Raw genomic sequence first — 20058 nt, 5'->3', positions numbered from 1 at the left:
AGAAATGGAGCAACTACGTATTGTTCGCTATGAACCTGATCTGGCCGCAGCGGTTGCGGACATGTGGAATGATAGTCACGAGGGTTGGGGTGGAGGCAGTACGGTTATGACGGCGCAGCAAATCGTGGAGCAGGAAAGCGCTTCGGATGCTCTGCTCGTCCAATTAGCTATGATCGAAGATGTTGTCGTTGGGTATATGAGCCTTTCTGAATACCGCGAAGATACAGGGGCGTTATACATTAATCTTTTAAATGTCCGTCCGTCTTATCACGGCCACAAAATAGGCAAACAGCTCGTGCTAGAAGCAGTCAAGGAAACGGTGCGGCTTGGTTGGCCGCGGCTTGATTTGTATACGTGGGCTGGCAATACGAAAGCCGTTCCGCTTTACAAAAAATGCGGATTTTTTTGGAATGATCGGGACGATTGCACGCATTTTATGAATTTTATGCCATCGATATTGCAGACCGAAGCGGTTGCGGCTTATTTTAATCAGGCGGATTGGTATACCGATTCCATACGGCCGATCGCGATTGAGCGTGACGGGAAGAAAGAGAACGGATTTGATTATTACGAATATGCGTGGAACCATCATGGTAGCATGCTGCGGATCGAATTTGAACAGCGTGGCCGGGGGCTGCGACTTATTGAAACCGATGACTATATGGTAGAGGCGACCGTTGAATGTGCGGAGCTCGTATTCGGCCGTCGATATCAAATTGCGTATCGTCTTGTCAATAAGACTGACAATCCGCTGCACATCCGTCTGCAAGGCATGGATGACGAGCATATTTCATTTGCATGGACGCATGACACGGAAGTTAGTGGCGAGTGTGTCCTGCACGCAAGCTTCGACGTCGAGCCGATTGCTGAGCGGCAAAATGACTGGCGGACGCACCCAGGTGTTCGTACGAACGTTTGGATCAATGGTCTACACGCTGAATTGAAAATTGGTGTTCTGACGAACTATCCGGCATCGATTCAGATGCATGTCCCGAGCCCAATCGGATACTTAAACCGTCCAGCGCAATTGTACTTGGATGTTGAAAACCATGGTGCTACGGAGATGACCTACACGTTTGAACTACCTGCTCAGCCGCATATTCAATTTGAACAACGGTTTCATTCGATATCGCTTGCTGCAAAGGGAAAGACATCGATACCAGTAGCTTACCGTCTATGTAATTTTGGTTTTTACACGGCCATATTACATATACAAGCAAGACAAGATAATGGCTCTGAATTGTCATTTGAGTACAAGGTTAGCGCGGGATTTACTGGCTTAGGTGCTCGAGTATTTGGTGAAACGGAAACGGAATGGCAGCTTATGCACGGGAAGTTCCAGCTCCTATTTGATAAAGGAGAGAACACGTGTTCATTAGTTAAGCTGGATGTGGACGATTCGCCAATTGAGCTCGACTATCCGAGATTAGGGAAACCTTTTTCTAGCGAATTTTCGAAAAAGAAACCCGATAAGGTCGAAGATTTCGAGCAAGCGGGAGCGTACGGTTTAAAAATGAGTTATCGTTCCGAGTCGTTCGCGCAACTTGTGCTATACAGCTACACACTGCTTTATGGTGACGGAACGGTCAAGCATTGGTTTGAGGTTGAAAATACGTCCACAACGGCGAGTACGCACGATTTGTGGCTGGAACAGTCGATTTATGATGCCGCGAATCGAGTCATGATGCCGTATGAAGGACGTGCTATGGCGATAACCGATTATCATGGCAGCGATTACGGCTATTGGGATGCAAGCAAAGTCAGTGAGAGCTGGCTCATCTATCTTGGGCTTGCTACGATGCGCGGTGTGTGCTGGTCCCCTCGCCACCAGCTACGATTTGAACGTAATAGCATCGCATTAGATATTCATATCGGGCCATTGTCTGCGCGTGAGACAAAAGCTTGTGAACCGATGTATTTCTTGCCCGATAACGTTACGGATTGGAAGCAATGGCGAGCATTTGCATTGCAACAATTTGAGCAGGACGAGCCGATTCAGTCCATCCCGCTCGTACGCTCAACGGAGCTTATCGTGAATGGACACAATCCGTTTGTACAAGGTGATATTCCGATTGAAGTGAAAGACTATAAGCTGCTGCACTGGGAAGGTGAAATTTCCGTTTCATGCGGCGAGCATATGCATAGTGAAACGTATGCGGAGGAAGACGAAGCGACCTGTACCGCGTTCGTGCTCCCGCTCCCGTTGTCTACACCCAACAACGGGTACGCAAGCGTGCAGATGAATGCACGATTCACGACGCATGATTCGATATGCCAGAGCGTCGTATTTGCGCAATCGCAGCAGCAAATCGCACTAGAGCGCACGACTGAAGCCGAACATGACGTTTTCTCGGCGGATAATGGTACCATTCGAATCAAAGCTGCGCCAACCTTTTTTCCAGGACTGTTCTCGTTAACGTTTGCAGGAGAGGAATGGCTGGATAGCAGTTTCCCGCAGCTTACACCTAAATCATGGTGGAACCCATGGGCAGGCGGAATTACGACGAATTTTAACGGACTCAGCAATATGTCGCTCATCAAAGAAGAACGGACTGCACACTTCGTTCAACTAACAGACAACAAGCAAAATAAGTGGCAAGGCATTCGCGTTAGCTATGAAATTAATCAACATAAATCATTCAAGGGGCTTACATGTCATCAATATTTCGTGCTGTTGCCAGGGGTACCCGTATTAGCGCTGACCTCGCAAATTGAGCAGCATACAGGTACTTATTTTAACGAGAAGGAATGTTGGGTAGAGATTTTTGTGAAACTGGTAGAACAAGAAGAAAGTGGATGGGCGCAAGCGTTTACGAGTACGAATGAGGCACTTACGTTTCGTCTGGGCGAGGACAATCTGGAAGTGACCGAGCAATCCGAGTACGTGTTGGGCTCAGAAGAAAGACGTCACATCATGCAGGTGGTCACGGATTTGTCGGCAGACCATTCGATTTTGTATTTGAACCAAGAAGTGTGCAAGGTTGGAGTTAGTCGAAACATTCATGTGGCGCATCGCGATAGCATGTGGACAACGCCTACATTTATTATGTTTGGCGAGCAGAAGATTCCGTCTGGCGCACTGGATGCGCTTAAGGCGATCCGCTTTTCTATGGCAACGAACATCGATGAACAGCGAGGTGGTTAGTTTGAAAATTATAGATGCGCATATGCATTTATCACACATTGAGGAATTTAAGCGTACAGCTGCGGAGAAATCGTTGGTCGATTACAGTGCAGCGGGCATTTTACGGGAATATTCAGAAAATGGTGTCGTGCTTGGCATTGGAATGGGGTTGACGGAGACGCAGGCTGATGGATTTCCAGACCGTGCAGCTAGGACGCCAATGGGATTAGACTTGGTCGATCCGTTGCCTGCCCAAATCGTATATTGTATCGGCATTAACCCTTACAACTTAGGGGTGCAAGCTCTAGCAGATATCGAGCGCGATATACAGAAGCCAGAAGTCGTTGGCTTAAAAATATATCTCGGCTATTATCCGTTCTACGCATACGATGCCGTGTATGAACCTATTTATAAATTAGCAGCACAATATGGGCTTCCAGTTGTCTTCCATACGGGTGACACGTATTCAGAAAGGGGTCTGCTCAAATATTCGCATCCACTCACCCTTGATGAAGTAGCGGTCAAGCATCGTGACGTAACGTTTATGATGGCCCATCTCGGTGATCCATGGGTGTTAGATGGAGCCGAAGTCGTTTACAAAAATCGCAATATGTACGCCGATTTATCGGGCTTAATGGTAGGGGATGCAGCCAACTGTACACGGCTAAAAGATTCCCCGTTGTTTTTTGCACATTTGCGTCAGGCGATTACGTACTGTGACCATTTTGATAAGTTTTTGTTCGGTACGGATTGGCCGCTGGCACCAGTGAAGTCATACATTGAGTTCGTGCAGGAATTAATTCCGGTCGAGTATCATGAGGACGTATTTTTTAATACCGCCCTCCGAGTATTTCCGAAACTTAACATGCGCCTCCAAGCGTAACCGAATCATTCGCACGAACACGAAAACCGCACAGTCTGTGCGGTTTTTGCGTATTATTCTTGATTTTTCTTCGGTTTTGGAGCTTTCGTGTTCGCCTGTTGATCGTACCTGTGTAACCGTTGCCTACATTCTTTACTATCAATCAGTGTCGCCATGAGCACGATGGGGCTTAATCCTCCTGCTAGTGCTTGATCGTAAATTTTGCGTTCTTCCGGTACGGGCTGTCGGTCTAATATTTGCAAGAACATCTGCTGCACAAAACGATTCGGAGTAAAGGTTAGCACTTTACGAATCGTGTTCACGATCGTTGTATTGACATTTTCATCGGATTCGAAAGGGGTATAAATATGCATTCCTGTCTCATTGCTCATCACAATGTTAATCAAATAGTCAACACGGTCAACGCCACCTGACAAGCTTTCTAAATAATGCTCCATTTCATCCTCATAAGGTTCACGATTACGCAGGTGAATCGAAATGGCTCTTATAAAATCAGCATTACTAAGCTGCATGGCCACACAAAAATGATCAATGATCCGCATGATAGGCCCCTCGCTTCATATTCATTTTTTAAATCCGTTCAATTTAGCGGTTCAAGTAATGTATTGTATGTCAGTTTGTTATTTCCCGCCTGTACACATGTACAACTACGCATGAATGAATTGTTGACATTTTCCAAATTAATGCTATACTCCTATTATTAAAAAGTGAAGGGAGTGAGTGGAACGATGATAAATGTGATGAATAACATGACAATCTTTTTCTCTTCGTTGCCCCTCACTCAATCGGTTAAAGCTAGCTGATCCTAGCTGTTCATGCCGCGTTATGAGTTGTAGTCCAGGCGACGGAAGCCTGGGCTTTTTATGTTGTATTCCAGCATACAGAAGCCATGAGGATTATTTCCTGTGGCTTTTTTTATTGCACTGTTGAGCTGAGGGGCGACGAAGAGTGTCACAATGTCGGATACACATGTACAACGAAAACGTTTAGGAGGAATATACGCGATGGATCAACAGTACGTTCGTTTAGGATGGAATTCTTTTTTCGAGCAGAACTACGAGCACCACAAACATAAAGGTTTTTTGCCAGGAAGAGTCATGCTGAGGCAGAACCAGATGTATACCATCTGTTACAAAGAGCAGCTATTAACGGCAACCTTGTCCGGCAAATTTCGTTACAAAGCTACTGCTAAGCATCATATACCTGCTGTAGGTGATTGGGTGTTATTTCAATGGACGGGTCAAGGTCAGCAAGTCGTCATACAAAACGTACTTCCGCGCGCAACTAGCTTTGTGCGGAAAGCGGCCATTTCAGGAGGCCGACGGATGTATAAAGGTGTGCTAGAGGGCGGGGCAACCGAGCAGCAAGTTATAGCCGCCAATATTGACACGGTGTTTATTGTTAGCGGACTGGATCAGAACTTCGATTTACGCCGGATTGAACGGTATTTGACACTTGTGTATAACAGCGGTGCGGCGCCCGTTATCGTGTTAAATAAGGTTGATTTATGTCCGCAGGTCGACCATGTTGTGAACCAAGTGAAGCAGGTTGCTGGCGAGGTGCCGATCCATGCCATTAGTGTAGCAACGCAAGTAAACATGGACGTATTTGATCGTTATTTACAACTTGGGAAGACGATTGTATTTCTTGGTTCGTCTGGGGTAGGGAAGTCGACACTTACGAACGCTCTGCTCGGAGAAGCGCGGCAAAAAATACAAACGATTAGTGATGCGTCTGGAAAAGGAAAGCACACGACGACGAATGCGGAGCTTCTATTTCACACTAGTGGTTGTCTAATTATGGATACGCCGGGTATGAAAGAGGTGCAATTGTGGGGCGATGAAGCGCAGCTTGCACAAAGCTTTGACGATATTAGCGAATTAGCAAAACGTTGCAAATATTCGAATTGTCGGCACGGTAACGAGCCAGGCTGTGCGGTGGAGCGGGCCATAGTAGACGGAGTCGTCAGCGATGAAAGGCTGCATAGTTATATGAAGCAGCGCAGTGAACTGAAACGTCTAGGCTACAAAATGAAACAGCATGCCAAAATGGTGAGTCGCAAAGGAGGGGGATTCCGCGACTCTGGAAGATAAGCGGGCTTGATTGATCGGATGTAAAGAAGCTTCCAAGCGCCATGATTGCGCTGAACATAGCGACAAATACCTCAGAACGATAGCGTTGTTCACCAATACTTGCATGAACAACGCTATCTACTTCATACAAATTGCGAATCACAAAGTTGGCCTCTTCGGAAAAATACGGTTGCAATCGATTTGATAACATATGGATCTTTTATTTTGGACGATGGTTCAATGTTGGGAGGAATGAAGGGGATGGAGCAATCTTCGATAAGTGTAGTACCTATGCTACCTAGCGATAACGTTGACGAAAGCGTCGCATTCTATAGGGCGCTTGGTTTTGAAATTGTCCGCGATGAGGCGTTTCCTTACCGATTCGCGGAAGTTCGGGATGGAGATCTGTGGCTTATGACGTCAAACTATGCCCAATTCGGGGGCAAGAAAGCGTTCGGTGCCCTCATCGTTAACGTGATGGAATTGGGGGAATTCCATGATCGTTTCGCGGTTAATCTTAGGAACAATCTCGGGACTGTGCCGCTCAGGGGCTTCCCTCGTCTGACGCGCCGTTCGCGGGATGGGAGTCAGTTTCGAGTCTTCGACCCGTGCGGCAACATGCTCGTTTACATGGACAAGCATTACGCGCCTCCTCTATACCTTGAAGCCCAAGATCGCACGGAGGAAATCCTCAATCAGGTATGGTTCCTGCGCGATATTTACGCCAATGATCGTGCGGCAGCTAAAACGCTCGACCGCGCCTTGGAAGAAACGAAAGATGAATCCGGCATCGGGCGTGCAAGACTGCTGGCAGCGCGTGCCGAGATCGCCGTGGCCATGGGTGAATTGGATCTTGCCTCCAAGTTGGAGGACTTAGGCTCTCGCGTTCGGCTGCAAGACTCGGAGCGCCTAAGATTCGAAGCGGAACTAAGCGCATCTCAACACCTTCGAAACTGGGCTGGAATCGAGTCTGGCGCATAGCGAGGAATAGTTGCGTTGGTGAAACGTGGTTCGATTTTTCAGGTTTAAGACGATGGTGTCAGGTAAATGGACATATTGAAACTACTAACATTCATCGTGCTGTATGTTATCGACAGTGAATACGACTTACACATTTAGGTGGAGATGAACTCTCCACCTTTAGCTTGCCCTCATTGCGGGTACACAGCTGCCTGAGATCCAACTAGAACTAAGAGAAAAGAACGTAACCGTTTATCATTACATTTTTGAAGATAGTTAAGAACTGTAATTGCTCTAGGGTACAGCTCACATATGTGTAAAAACAGCTCATAGGATGGATATTGTGTCCACTATGAGCTGTTTTATCTTTTACGGTAATCGGAGTGTTAAATCATTGAGTTGGTGCGGTTTTGTAACATCTGGATCAAGGACGTCGACGCTTACGTTTGACGACGAACAGTCCAACGATCGTGACCAAAGTGACCAAAAGAGTTCCGCCAATCCAATTGAAGCTTAAGCGTTCGTCGTTTTTTGGAACAGACTCGTTCGTGACACCCTTTCCTTCATCATGTAAGGGCTCTTGCTTCGTCTTATCCGAGTCGCTTGGCGCAAGGCTGTTCTTGGATTCTGCATGTGTCTGGTCGGGATCTCCAAGCGTTTGTAGGAAGAAAGCCCAGAGCTTGTCGGATAACTGTTTTCCTTGAGTTCTATCCACGATTCGGCCCGTGCCATACTGTTTCCCTTGAAGTGTGTCAGAGAGCATGTCTGTGCCATGATAAGCTTCATCGATGACGACCCATTCCTTCTGCTCGGATGCGGAAGCCTTATACAAGGCCTCTGTCTCGGAATAGTAGTCCCCAGTCGGATCGTCAGAGGAGACCGCGAAGAACGAAGGCACGAGGACATTCTTTATGGCTTCAACCGCGCTAAGATTGGGAGATGATTCACTTCCCAGCAACGTCCGCGGCGACGACAGGATCGCTAGACCAGCGAGCTGCGGAATGTGGGGTGCAGCCACGGCTGACGATGTGCCGCCGATTGACGCCCCGGCTGAGACGATCTTGGTAACACCCCGTTCGGTGAGCACCTGGGCCGCCGCCAGCACGTCGAGATCCTCACGCGAGAAGGACTTTGTTGTAGCTTCCCCGTTCGGATTATTGTATCGATAGCTCCACAAAATGACCTGATAACCGTGGTCTGCCAGTTTCTCCGCCATCGGCAGCCAACTGCACACATCCCAGCCGCTAGCATGACCCAACGTGACTCCTTTTGAGCCTTCTCCGAGCAGGAGTCCCGATAACAAGACACCGTCCGAGGTTTTGAACTGCACTGCTTTGTCCTTCAATTTAGTAGGTATACAGGCATCGACAGGCACCGAACTTCCTGTAGCGACGATTGATGACGATGGATTGGTCGAATTAGCCTGCACAGAAGCGCCGAATAGGGGAACACTTATCGTCACGATAAGAATGAATAGAATCACGCGTTTAGATTTTTTCATCATTCACACCTCAAATAATATAGTTAGACTTCCAGTTTATAATCATTAGATTTTTCACCTTAATGACTATAGTAAAGGTCTAATATAAAGATAAAATGTAGATAAGATAAAGATGTGTGTTCCAGTTGGTGCTATACTGACATGGAAAATAAATTCGTGTGCTTAGAAAATTGAATATATGTTCATGGTACGACACTTTATGTCATACCATAGATCTTATAATGGGTTCATATCAGCTCATTCATTATAAGACTTGAGAAAAGGGGTTACACAATGGCAAAGAACAAACGGGGTCGCTCACTTTGGAATCTACCTTCAAGAGGACGAGGAACGTGTCCGATTTGCAGCAGCACACGAATTAAATTGCTTTATCCGCGTACAACAACGGATGGAACGCAATTAAAAGTGTGCAAGCGATGTGCAAATGCATCGCAGGAGCGTATAGACACAGCTGTAGGCGCTTAATTAGACCGCGTAAAAGAGAAACGAAAGGATGCCCACCCTCTAAGTGTGAAGTTGTTCAAGAGGGAGCATCCCTTTTCCCTGTGGTGCCAATACGCCGATACGCCAATACGTAGTGATTCTAGTGATGTTAGCGACTCCTCATTCAGGAAGGGGTCAATTGGCTTGAGCAATATGCATCGTATTCAATGGTTTGACCAGCGAATTAGAGTTGGTCAATATCCGAACAGCAATCATTTAGCGGAACAGTTTGAAATTTCGAAACGCCAAGCGCAGCGCGATATTGAGTATATGGCGGCTTCTTTGCGTGCGCCGTTGCAATATGTGGCGAAATATCGTGGCTATAGCTACGAGGATAAGACTTACGTGCTTCCGCTCGTTTATATGACGGAGGAAGAAAAGAAGATTCTAAAATATTTAGCCTATCGATATCGGCAATACAATTACGAGAACGCCGCAACTGTGCAGCGAATTGCCTATCTCCTTGATCGCTTCACAGATGAGCAAGAGGTTGAAATGTACAAGCAGTTGCCAATGTTTAAGGCATCTCCGATGATGATCCAGTACGCCGAGCTGTTCTCGCAAGCGATCCAGCAGCGCATGATTGTACAGATTACATATAAAGAACAAACAGAGGAAACGAGACTGCGCATCTACCCGTTGAAGCTCGTCTCGCATTTTGATGCTGACTATGTGGTCGCTTATTGTGAGCAGCAGCATAGGCAGCGCTCTTTTCAGCTTGATTACATCCAACAAGCTACGGTTACGAATCTTAACTTTGCACAAACGGCATCCAGTAGCGAAACGACGAACGCACAAGCGGCATATGTAGCAGTAGGTGTGGAAGAGATAGCGCAGGTTCGTTATTTCAACAAGCCGGGGCAAACGGGGCAAAGTTCAAGCTCGCTTCATGTGATCCGTTCGAGCCATGCTGCCGCTCATCCACTACCGCGTAAGAAACCATTTGTCGCGAAAATCGTGCTCGCACAGCCGCATCATAACCATGCATGGCACGGATATCCGATTCGCCATATGGAGGGTTCTATTTATGAAATGGAGTTCCATGATGCAGATCTACTTGTACAGCAATTAGTCATATCGGAGTGGGAGGAGCTTATTTCCCCAAAATGGTTGAAGCAAAAGTTGCAGCGCATATGCAGCCAAGTTATTGCGAAATGCAGTCCAGACTAGGGGGATTACGGATGTCTTCAGCTGTTTATTTGGACGATATTGTGATGAAGCGAGAGTCCAAATCGTTTACGGATAGTTTGTATGCTGTGTTAACGGCAGCGCATTTGTTTGAAGGCCCGAAGTATATGCTTTCGGGGCTAAGTGGCATGGCTTTTAAATTTACGGTACATGAGCAATTGTTACCGATGTCTGTCACCGCATATGGACAGTGGGGGATTACGCATCAACCTGCTGTCGATAATTTAGGAGTGTACACGGTGTCGGATTCAGGTCGTACAAGGCATCCGACTTTTAATACGTATCAGCAAGAGGCGATCAAGTGGGTGAAGGAGTCATTGGATTCCGGTATAGGCGTCATTTATTGGATACCCGAATTTGGCGTTATCCATGGGTATGATGATGCAGATCAAGTTTTTTTCGTTTTAAACGGCTGGTCGGATGAAAGTCAGGTGTTGTTGTACGACAATTTTGGTGTAAATGATACGCCATTCTGGTATTGCCAGTTGGTAGGCGGAAAAGTGGAAGTGGACCGTAAAGAAATGGTGCTTGAATCGCTGCGGCTGGCGATAACGGATTGGGAAACGCCATACAGAACGCTGCCCTACACCGACATCGCTTCAGGTCGGTTAGCTTATTCGTATCTCATACGTGCCTTAGAACAAGGACAATACCATGAAAGTGGAGCTGTCTACATTTTGAACGCGTATCGATATTCCCGCATGGAAATTATGGCTTACTTGCGTGATGTGCACGATCTGTTCAAAGACTTACGAGAGGCTTATGACATGTATAAACAGCTTGTACATGATATTTCTGCGATTAGCAGTTGCTTCGTTACGACAGGCCAAACGGAAAAAATAGATCTAACTTACATACCCAAATTAACTGCCATCTTACAAGCGGCTAAACAGTACGAGGAGCAAGCGATAGAACAGTTTAAGATGGTGTCCGATCAATATCCAGATTTAAAAAGGTTCACCGTTCCTAGATGGGGGTCTCATGCTCCAAGGTAAAGTGCAGCCATGATGGGGGAGTATACCATGTATAAACATCACAACAAGCTTGCACACCATGCTGTTAAAAATGAATATCCCGATACAGAGGTACTGGTAAGCACAGAGGTGAGCCCTATTGCAAGTTTGGGGGCAAAAATGTTGTCCAATTTAACGTTGCACAGCGAGTTTAACCGTTACGTCGATGCGATGCACGCTATTTTGACCCATAAGGGTTGGATTTCTTGCCCCAAGTATATGCTAGCCGGCATGACCGCTTTGTGCTTCCGATTTACGGTTCAACGTCAGCTGGATTCGGTTTCGACAACCGCGTACAACTGGATGGCGGAGCATTTTTTAGCGGCCGATTTTATCGGCATTTCGGCTTCGCAAGACGCAGGCTTTCACTTTATGGCCACATTTCCATTATATCAGCAGCAAGGCATCAATGAGATTAAAGCGTCAATCAATGACGGAACGGGCGTAATCTTGTGGAAAGATGCCTTTGTAGTCGTCACCGGTTACGACGATAGCCGCGCTGAGTTGTATTATTGTGATGGCACGGAGGCAGCGTTATCGGAGCCTGCTGAGCATTTGAAGCATATGAAAGCAATTCCTTATGCTCAATTGGGCTACAACGATTCTCCATATTGGTACTTTCAATCGTTCGGGGAACGCTCGAATGAGCTGGACGAGCTCTCCGTTTATAAGGAGTCTTTCCTGCAAGCCATTTATGTGTGGGAGACGCATGATCCGATGCTTCCCGAAGACGAATACGCTTGCGGGCAGCAGGCTTACGACGCTATTGTCAAGGCGTTGCAGACAGGTGACTACGACCAAGAAGCAGCGCGCGAAGTCGTACGATACTACGCCGCAGCCAAAAAAGACATCGCGTTATATACCACAGCGTTGCAGTCCATTTGGCCCAACTTGCAGCCAGTCGCGGCGCAATATGCGAAGGTAGCGCAATATTTTGCGCAAGCGACGGCTGTATTGCGTGGTACGCATGAGCAAGTCACCGACTCGCAGCAACTGCTTGTGTCATGGTTTGAGGAAGCAAAAGCGGCAGAGGGGCAAGCGATCCAAATGCTTAAAGAGCGGCTGCTTGAAACCGTACATAACCGCTTTAATCATGTTGGTCTAAGATAATGGCTGACCTATTGGTGGACATTTTTTGTGGTGAAATTCATGTGCGGCACTCCTTTTGCCAAGTAGACGAATGATTGACGAATTGACCGGCTGTATAGCCGGTTTTTATTTTTGTACATGAAACCAAATGTTTCCGTTCATACTAACTCCCAAAATACTAGCACATGTAAACAACGACAAGGAGAATGGACGAGATGCAACCCATAAAGCTGTCTACTTTACTCGAATGGCTACTTATTAAACATATCAAAGGCGACCCGCACATTCCTATACACGGCTTAAGCGTGCACTCGACGCAAGTACAGCCAGGCGATCTCTTTTTTTGCCTTACAGGCACACAGACGGACGGTCATCAATTCGCAATCGAAGCGGTCGCCCGCGGCTGTGCTGCGATCGTATCCAGTAAGAAGTTGGATTATATCCCAGTTGGCATTACACAAATTATTGTACCAGATTCGCGCAAAGCGATGGCGATGGTTGCTGATAAGTTCTATGGACATCCTACCAGAAGTCTGAAATTAATTGGCGTTACCGGAACAAATGGAAAAACGACCACGACGAGCATGATTGAAAAAATATTGTCGGACAACGACCGCGCTTGCGGTTTAATTGGCACAATGGCGATGAAATTAGGAGCGCTTACGGAAAAGACGGCACACACAACGCCGGACGCGATACAATTGCAACAGTATTTGAAAAAGTTGGTGGATTGCGGAGCCGAATATGCGGCTTTGGAAGTGTCATCACATGCATTAAGTATGGGTCGAGTGCGCGGCTGTCATTTTAAAACGGTCGTATTTACAAATTTGACGCATGATCATCTGGATTACCATCACCACATGGATCGATATTTTCAAGATAAGGCATTATTGTTTGCGCAACTTGGGAATGCGTATTCGGATAATGTTCAAGTTGCCGTCATAAACGCAGACGACCCCGTATCCGCTAGATTAGCTAGCATGACAGCAGCTCAAGTCATTACGTACGGTATACATCAGACTGCCGATGTGCAGGCAACCGATATATCGGTTGGGCCTGATTACACGGAATTCACCGTTCTTAGCTACAAGGGAAAAATGTCCATCCGCATGAACATGATAGGCGAATTTAACGTCTACAATGCGCTGGCCGCCATTACCGTCTGCCTCATTGAAAACATCGCACTATCCGCGATTAAACAAAGCTTGGAATCGTTTACAGGTGTGCAAGGACGTTTTGAATCCGTCGATGCCGGACAAAGCTACCGTGTCGTGGTCGATTATGCCCACAATCCAGACGGTTTGGAAAAAGTATTATCAACCGCGAGACATCTCACAAGCGGGAGGTTAATTACGTTAGTCGGCTGCGAAGGAGACAGGGACAAGCTGAAAAGGCCGCTCATGGCCTCTAAAGCGGCTGCGCTTTCGGATCTTGTCATTTTAACGTCCGATAATCCTCGATCTGAACATCCCGAAGCTATTCTGAACGAAATGGTGCAAGGCTTAAATGTGCAACAATTGTCACGCTGTTTATTGATTGCAGACCGCAGAGAAGCGATTAAGCAGGCCATTCAAGCAGCAGAAGGAGATGATTGTGTCATGATTACTGGAAAAGGACACGAAACGCATCAAATTTTTGCAGATAGACTCGTTCCTTTTAATGATGTGGAAATTGCTCGTGAAATGATGGAGTTGTAAGTGGTAAAGGGGGTGTTGTTTGAAAGGGCTAGTTTTTGATTTTTGCACAATGAATTGCTTTCTCACTAAAAGTAAGTATAATGAAAAGCAGAACTATTGCTCGTCTAAATAGGTTCACAATTTTGATGATGTTGAATAGAGGATCTTCGGGGCAGGTGAAATTCCTGACCGGCGGTAATGTGCATTTATGCCTAAGCCCGCGACTCACTGTCTTTTGCTTATGGAACTTATGGAAGCAAGCAGTGACTGACTTGGTGCAACTCCAAGGCCGACGGTACAGTCCGGATGGGAGAAGATCAGATACACGCATTTCACACTCAGAACTGCATACTACAGCTCTAATGCGAGATCGACGGAAGTTCAGCCGCGGATGGCTGGGCGACGTTTAACATCTCCACAAAGGTCCTATGTTCAATCAACCTGAGGAGGTTATTGAATATGGAAAAAACGGCTTTAAATCCATTAGCTGTGGATCAAACAAACAAGAGCGTTCCGAGCGGAGTGTGGCTCGTGGCGCTAGGTGCTGCCTTTTGGGGCATTGGTCCACTATTTCGAGTTCTGACGTTAGAGTATTTAACGGCCACGCAGATCGTATTTATTGAGCACTTACTGCTACTTGTGTATGCAGTGCCTGTGCTGTGGGTGCATCGGAAGGAACTTGCCGGCATTTCGTTGAAGCATATTGCTGCCTTGCTCTTTATTTCGTGGGGCGGGTCTGTCGTCGCAACGATTATGTTCACGCAAGCCTTCGCAGTAGGCAACCCGAATGCGGTACTGCTATTGCAGAAGCTGCAACCGTTGTTTGCAATCATTTTGGCACGCATTTTACTAAAGGAATCGTTGCCACGTCATTTTTCGTTGTTATTACTGCTCGCCATTGTAGGTACTTACTTGCTGACATTCGGTTTGTCGCTTCCAGTTGGATTGAACGATGTTATCGGCATAAGTAGCTTGCTGTCCGTAGGAGCTGCACTATTATGGGGCGGATCTACTGTCATGGGCAGAATGCTGCTCGGGCAAATGAAATATGAGACCGTCACTGCGTTGCGTTTTGTATTGGCACTTCCATTGCTGATGGCCCTTACATGGGTCGAAGCACCAAGCTGGACGGTTCCAATGTCCGCGTGGGGAACGGTGTCGCTGAACATTGTGCTACAAGCCTTTATTCTTGGCTTATTGAGCTTATTGTTGTACTACCGTGGCCTATCGAGCACGAAGGCATCCTATGCGACGCTGGCCGAGCTATCCTTTCCGATGGTCGGCATGCTTGCGAATTGGCTCGTGCTGCACCAAGCCATCACGATACCGCAGCTGTTTGGTTTTGCTCTTATTTGGATCGCTTTATACTACGTATCAAAGCAAAGTTAACTTTAACTTTTATAAATAATCGTGCGCCCTGCAACATAGAGAACGTGTTGCAGGGCGCTTTTGCATGTTGAAAGCCATTGTAAGTGTGTGATTGGTTCGTAGTAACAGTTAACGATACCTTTTGTTGTTCAGATCGCTTGAAAACGTTATTGATCCATGGTAAAAATGAACATAACGACACATTATTGAAAGCGTTGACAATCAGGCGCGACGCTGCATATGAAGAAGGATAGCCACTAGAAAATAGGTTGAAGGGGATTGAGGATGACGAGTAAATTCGGATTGCTTCAACAGCAAACAGCTGCAATGGCAATGACGCCACAACTACAGCAGGCGATTAAAATCCTTCAATTATCGACCTCCGAGTTACATGATTATTTGAACGAGGAATTGGTAAACAACCCGTTGCTGGAATTTGCAAGCGAAGGGGATCATATCACTCCATACGCGCCATCTGAATATGACCACAATCCGTATCGTTTAACCAGTCAGCCGTATTCGTCACATGGTCATGACGATGATCCGCTAGCTTTAATTCCTGCATCTGGCGAGGTGACCTTAGCCGATCACTTAATGGAGCAGTTGCAATTCATGAGCAACGTTCCCGCTTCCATACGCGCCATTATGATGTATATGATCGGTAACCTTGATCCTAACGGCTATTTAGAGCTATCCGCGCTCGATATTTCGCATACGCTTTCATGCAAGCGCGAGGAGGTTGAATATGCGTTAAGCGTCTTACAGAGCTTTGAGCCTTACGGTGTTGGCGCGATGAGCTTGCGGGAATGTCTGCTCATTCAGCTTCAGCATATTGCCTCCTATCCGTCTTTTACTCCACAGCTTATCCAACACCATCTTGAAGATATTGCCCGCCATCGTATGACGAAACTAGTAAATCTTTTTCAAACGACTCTAGCGCAAATTCAAACCGCGATACACATTATTAAGCAGCTAAACCCTCGGCCAGGGGCGTCATTTTCCGGTGATCGTACAACGTATATCACACCTGACGTTGTTATTGATCGCAAAGGGGGCGGTGGAGACGATAGGGACAAATTCGTAGTTACCGTACTTGATCGAGCGGCCCCGCGATTGACGGTCAACAATCAATATTATTCCATGCTAGCGCAGCAACGCTCGCTGTGTACGACGCACAGCTATGTAAAAGCAAAGCGCAGTGAAGCCCAGTTTTTAATGAAGTGCGTAGCACAGCGACATGCGACTTTGCTGCGAGTTACGGAGGCGATTGTGGCGGAGCAAATCCAGTTTTTTCGTAACGGAAAATGTGGATTGAAACCGTTGACATTGAAGCAAGTGGCAGCGGAAGTACAGTTGCATGAATCCACGGTTAGTCGGGCAACGAATGGCAAGTATGCGCAGACCCCATGGGGGCTATTTGAACTGAAGTTTTTCTTCCCTACAGGAGTGAGTACGGATCAAGGTGAAGATGCTTCATCGTTGCGTATTAAGGAACGGCTGAAAATAATGGTTGCGCAAGAACATCGCAGCAAGCCGCATTCTGACCAGAAGCTGACGGAATTGCTTCATCAAGAAGGAATTCATATCTCCCGTCGTACAGTGATGAAATATCGGGAGGAGTTGGGCATTTTAAGTTCGGCTAAACGAAAATTATAAACGTCTCCAAGCGAAGGGTAGGCTACTTTTGCTTTTTGTAAGAGAAAATGAAGGAGACCACCCTTTCTGCTTACGAAACAAGCTCTCTGCAAATTCGTACAATTGGAAATCCAGCTCATTTTTTTCGAATAATAGTTGCATGGTTGAAGCATCTAAGGAGGAGCGCGAAGGACGGTTGTCGGTCGTATTTTCTACGTACAGTTGGATAGGTGTTGTCCAACGAAGTATTTTGGATAATCGTCGAACGCCTTCTTTAAATCGGTCGGTAACCCCGACAACAGCGAAATGGTTGCGCAAGTGTTCCTGCGCCTGCTTCACATCTGGAGTGAAGTGATTCCATAATGAATATTCAACTGATAGCGATAATTCATGCTGTCGCTGCATCCCATATAAAAATTTGGTCTGAACATTGCTCGTTGCAAAGTTCCATTCCGTACTCTCGATAAACTGTTGAAAGTTCAAATGAGCTATCCTATCAGGATTATGTTTTAAAATAAAGTAATAAGTAGACAGGATTAAATCGATCGGATGTCGTAAAAAGGTAACATACGTACACGGGCGAGCAATGAACTCGTGAATACCGAAAGGAAAGTGACCGGATATCACTTTAATCGTGTTTTGCTCTGAATTGCATACATGAATAAGGCGTTCAAGGGACCACTCTGGATCGTCATGCAAAAAAGCAATTTGATCACGCTCATACTGATCGAGCAGCATTTTATTTAGTGTGGTGCCGCCTGTTCTCGGGATGTGAAGAAAGATGATTAATGGCTCTGACATCGAACCGGCTCCTTCCATTCCAACTACTATAGCATATTATGGTGGTCGTAGATTCGTGCTAGGAGAGTCCCTTTATTTTTCGGTTATTTAGCCAAACAAACAATCCTCGCTCAGTATCCAAACGTCATTTATCGATTATGCATACACTATCGAACTAGCACTAAATAGGGGGAATATAGTGGAATGGGTGGCAAACAGCGCGGAGTAACTGTTTGGTTTACGGGTCTGTCTGGGGCCGGAAAAACGACCATTGCAAAGTGTGTCCATACTCGACTAACCAATGCAGGATTAAAGGCGGAATGCTTAGATGGAGATGTGATACGTACGAAACTGTGCAATGACTTAGGCTTTTCAAAGCAAGATCGCCACACCAATATTGAGCGGGTTAGCTATGTGGCTCAATTATTGACGAAGCATGATGTGATTTGTCTGGCTTCCTTAATCTCACCATATCGCTCGATGCGACAGTATGCGAAAGAAGAAATTGGAGATTGGCTGGAAGTTTATGTGACCGCGCCACTAGAGCTACTCATTGCACGCGATGTCAAAGGACTATATCGAAAAGCGATAGCGGGTGAGATCTTACATTTTACCGGAATTAGTGATCCATATGAACCGCCACTAGCACCAGATTTGGTACTAGAGACCGATCAGCAAGATGTGCAAGCTTGCGCCCAACATGTGATTGATTTACTAGCGAATAGAGGCTATATAACGAGGGGATAAAGGCGACACAGCGCGGAGGCCGTATCGCCTTTTTGGATTACGAATTAGTCCAAATTAACCCAAACAGTCTTGACTTCTGTATAATTATCAAGTGCGTAGGAGCCCATCTCACGCCCAAGTCCAGATTGTTTATAACCTCCGAAAGGTGCGGCGGCATCAAATACGTTATAGCAATTGATCCATACCGTACCCGCTTTTAATTTGTTTGCAATGCTGTGCGCTTGCTGCAAATTTTGGGTCCAAACTCCAGCGGCCAAACCATATGTAGAATGATTGGCTTGCTCCACTAGATCATCCACCGTGTCATACGGGATAGCCGCTACTACAGGCCCGAAAATTTCCTCGCGTGCAATAGTCATCGTGCCGTTTACATTGGCAAAAATAGTCGGCTCCACAAAATAACCGCTCGTGTAAGGAACCTTGCCGCCAGCTAACAGCTCTGCACCTTCTGCTCGGCCTTGCTCAATAAATTTCTGGACGACAGCATGCTGCTCGGTCGAGACAAGCGGGCCCATTTCCGTCTCCAAATCGAGTCCGGAGCCGACTTTAATCTTTTTCGCTGATGTAACGAGATCAGCGACCACATTGTCATAACATTTCTTTTGCACAAATAGACGCGAGCCAGCAGAGCACACCTGTCCTTGATTAAACGTTATGCCTTGCAGAGCGCCAGGAACCGCTTTAGACAGATCGGCATCCGGCAAAATGATGTTCGGTGACTTACCGCCAAGTTCAAGCGTCACCTTTTTCACGGTATCAGCGGCTTGCTTCATAATGAGCTTACCTACAGAAGTAGACCCTGTGAAGGCTATCTTGTCTACTTTAGGGTGCTGAACGAGTGGGGCACCTGCTGTCTCACCGAACCCAGGTATGATGTTGATAACCCCTTTCGGGAATCCAGCCTCTTGTGCTAACTGTGCTAAGTATAAAGCGGATAGAGGCGTTTGTTCAGCTGGCTTTAATACGATTGTACAGCCGACAGCAAGCGCAGCACCTAATTTCCACGCCGCCATGAGCAGTGGGAAGTTCCACGGAATGATCTGTCCGACTACACCGACAGCTTCGTGCCGCGTGTACGTATGAAAGTTACCGGCCGTCGGAATCGTTTGTCCGACAACTTTAGTTGCCCAGCCTGCATAGTAACGGAAATGCTCAACCGTCAACGGAATATCGGCAGTTAACGTTTCACGAAGCGGCTTGCCGTTGTCCAGTGTTTCCAGTTCAGCCAGCTCTTGCTTATTCGCTTCAATTAAATCCGCTAACTTGTAGATGAGTCGGCTGCGATCAGCTGGTCCGATTTTAGACCATTCGCCATGATCGAATGCTTCACGCGCAGCATCAACAGCAAGGTCAACATCTTCCGCCGTTGCCTCATACACGACAGCTAATACGTCACCTGTAGCGGGATTCATCGAAGTAAACACATTTCCTTTTACGGATTCGACCCACTCTCCATTAATAAAAAGCTTTTTTGTTCCTTGCAAAAATGCCTCTACTTTCGGACTTAAACTTTTCAACTGTGCCATTTTTTGTTCACTC

16 protein-coding genes and 1 riboswitch are annotated in these 20058 nt (G+C 46.6%); of the genes, 12 read left to right on the top strand and 4 right to left on the bottom strand.

The window, feature by feature from the left end; genetic code table 11:
• Positions 1–4: 4 nt before the first annotated feature.
• Positions 5–3145 carry a GNAT family N-acetyltransferase gene (locus tag KIK04_RS23870; RefSeq protein WP_232276271.1) on the top strand — a complete coding sequence of 1047 codons (3141 nt, stop codon included), beginning with the start codon at positions 5–7 and terminating at the stop codon, positions 3143–3145.
• A gap of 1 nt (position 3146) precedes the next feature.
• On the top strand, positions 3147–4007 hold the full coding sequence (locus tag KIK04_RS23865; RefSeq protein ID WP_232278879.1) for an amidohydrolase family protein: 861 nt from the start codon (positions 3147–3149) through the stop codon (positions 4005–4007).
• A 53-nt stretch (positions 4008–4060) separates the two neighbouring features.
• Here the strand turns inward: KIK04_RS23865 and KIK04_RS23860 are convergent, their stop codons facing one another.
• Entirely contained in the window at positions 4061–4549 is a 489-nt protein-coding gene (locus tag KIK04_RS23860; RefSeq protein ID WP_232276270.1) for a DUF4214 domain-containing protein, read from the bottom strand.
• Positions 4550–5011: 462 nt separating this feature from the next.
• Here KIK04_RS23860 and rsgA point away from each other — a divergent pair, with 462 nt between their 5' ends.
• Together rsgA and KIK04_RS23850 are read left to right on the top strand one after the other, a co-directional pair.
• Positions 5012–6100, top strand: a complete 1089-nt coding sequence (gene rsgA / locus KIK04_RS23855) for a ribosome small subunit-dependent GTPase A (protein ID WP_232276269.1) — start codon at positions 5012–5014, stop codon at positions 6098–6100.
• 240 nt (positions 6101–6340) lie between these two features.
• Positions 6341–7060: a DUF8817 family protein gene (locus KIK04_RS23850; protein ID WP_232276268.1), complete on the top strand. Its 720-nt coding sequence runs from the start codon at positions 6341–6343 to the stop codon at positions 7058–7060.
• 403 nt (positions 7061–7463) lie between these two features.
• Here the strand turns inward: KIK04_RS23850 and KIK04_RS23845 are convergent, their stop codons facing one another.
• Complete coding sequence (locus KIK04_RS23845; RefSeq protein WP_232276267.1) at positions 7464–8522, bottom strand: alpha/beta hydrolase; 1059 nt, start codon at positions 8520–8522, stop codon at positions 7464–7466.
• A gap of 291 nt (positions 8523–8813) precedes the next feature.
• On the opposite strand from KIK04_RS23845, the gene KIK04_RS23840 reads away from it, so the two are divergent.
• The 7 genes from KIK04_RS23840 (at position 8814) to rpoN (ending at position 17013) form a co-directional block, all read left to right on the top strand.
• Entirely contained in the window at positions 8814–9005 is a 192-nt protein-coding gene (locus KIK04_RS23840; RefSeq protein ID WP_232276266.1) for a hypothetical protein, read from the top strand.
• A 171-nt stretch (positions 9006–9176) separates the two neighbouring features.
• Positions 9177–10193 carry a helix-turn-helix transcriptional regulator gene (locus tag KIK04_RS23835; RefSeq protein ID WP_232278878.1) on the top strand — a complete coding sequence of 339 codons (1017 nt, stop codon included), beginning with the start codon at positions 9177–9179 and terminating at the stop codon, positions 10191–10193.
• Positions 10194–10204: 11 nt separating this feature from the next.
• Positions 10205–11206, top strand: coding sequence for a BtrH N-terminal domain-containing protein (locus tag KIK04_RS23830; RefSeq protein ID WP_232276265.1), 1002 nt, complete (start codon positions 10205–10207; stop codon positions 11204–11206).
• A gap of 27 nt (positions 11207–11233) precedes the next feature.
• On the top strand, positions 11234–12334 hold the full coding sequence (locus tag KIK04_RS23825) for a hypothetical protein (RefSeq protein WP_232276264.1): 1101 nt from the start codon (positions 11234–11236) through the stop codon (positions 12332–12334).
• Between the two features lie 194 nt (positions 12335–12528).
• Positions 12529–14010 carry a UDP-N-acetylmuramoyl-L-alanyl-D-glutamate--2,6-diaminopimelate ligase gene (locus KIK04_RS23820; protein ID WP_232276263.1) on the top strand — a complete coding sequence of 494 codons (1482 nt, stop codon included), beginning with the start codon at positions 12529–12531 and terminating at the stop codon, positions 14008–14010.
• Positions 14011–14148: 138 nt separating this feature from the next.
• A riboswitch (FMN riboswitch) is annotated at positions 14149–14311 on the top strand.
• Positions 14312–14448: 137 nt separating this feature from the next.
• Complete coding sequence (locus KIK04_RS23815) at positions 14449–15378, top strand: DMT family transporter (RefSeq protein ID WP_232276262.1); 930 nt, start codon at positions 14449–14451, stop codon at positions 15376–15378.
• Between the two features lie 264 nt (positions 15379–15642).
• Entirely contained in the window at positions 15643–17013 is a 1371-nt protein-coding gene (gene rpoN / locus KIK04_RS23810) for an RNA polymerase factor sigma-54 (RefSeq protein WP_232276261.1), read from the top strand.
• Here the strand turns inward: rpoN and KIK04_RS23805 are convergent.
• Entirely contained in the window at positions 17008–17793 is a 786-nt protein-coding gene (locus tag KIK04_RS23805) for a sulfotransferase family 2 domain-containing protein (protein ID WP_232276260.1), read from the bottom strand. The genes rpoN and KIK04_RS23805 overlap by 6 nt on opposite strands.
• Before the next feature lie 183 nt (positions 17794–17976).
• On the opposite strand from KIK04_RS23805, the gene cysC reads away from it, so the two are divergent.
• On the top strand, positions 17977–18519 hold the full coding sequence (gene cysC, locus KIK04_RS23800) for an adenylyl-sulfate kinase (protein WP_232276259.1): 543 nt from the start codon (positions 17977–17979) through the stop codon (positions 18517–18519).
• 44 nt (positions 18520–18563) lie between these two features.
• Here the strand turns inward: cysC and KIK04_RS23795 are convergent, their stop codons facing one another.
• Positions 18564–20045 carry an aldehyde dehydrogenase family protein gene (locus KIK04_RS23795; protein WP_232276258.1) on the bottom strand — a complete coding sequence of 494 codons (1482 nt, stop codon included), beginning with the start codon at positions 20043–20045 and terminating at the stop codon, positions 18564–18566.
• Between the last annotated feature and the right edge of the window lie 13 nt (positions 20046–20058).

Origin of the sequence: Paenibacillus sp. 481 (assembly GCF_021223605.1) — a bacterium.
GTDB lineage: Bacteria > Bacillota > Bacilli > Paenibacillales > Paenibacillaceae > Paenibacillus_B.
This window is presented reverse-complemented; position numbering and strand designations above follow the sequence as displayed.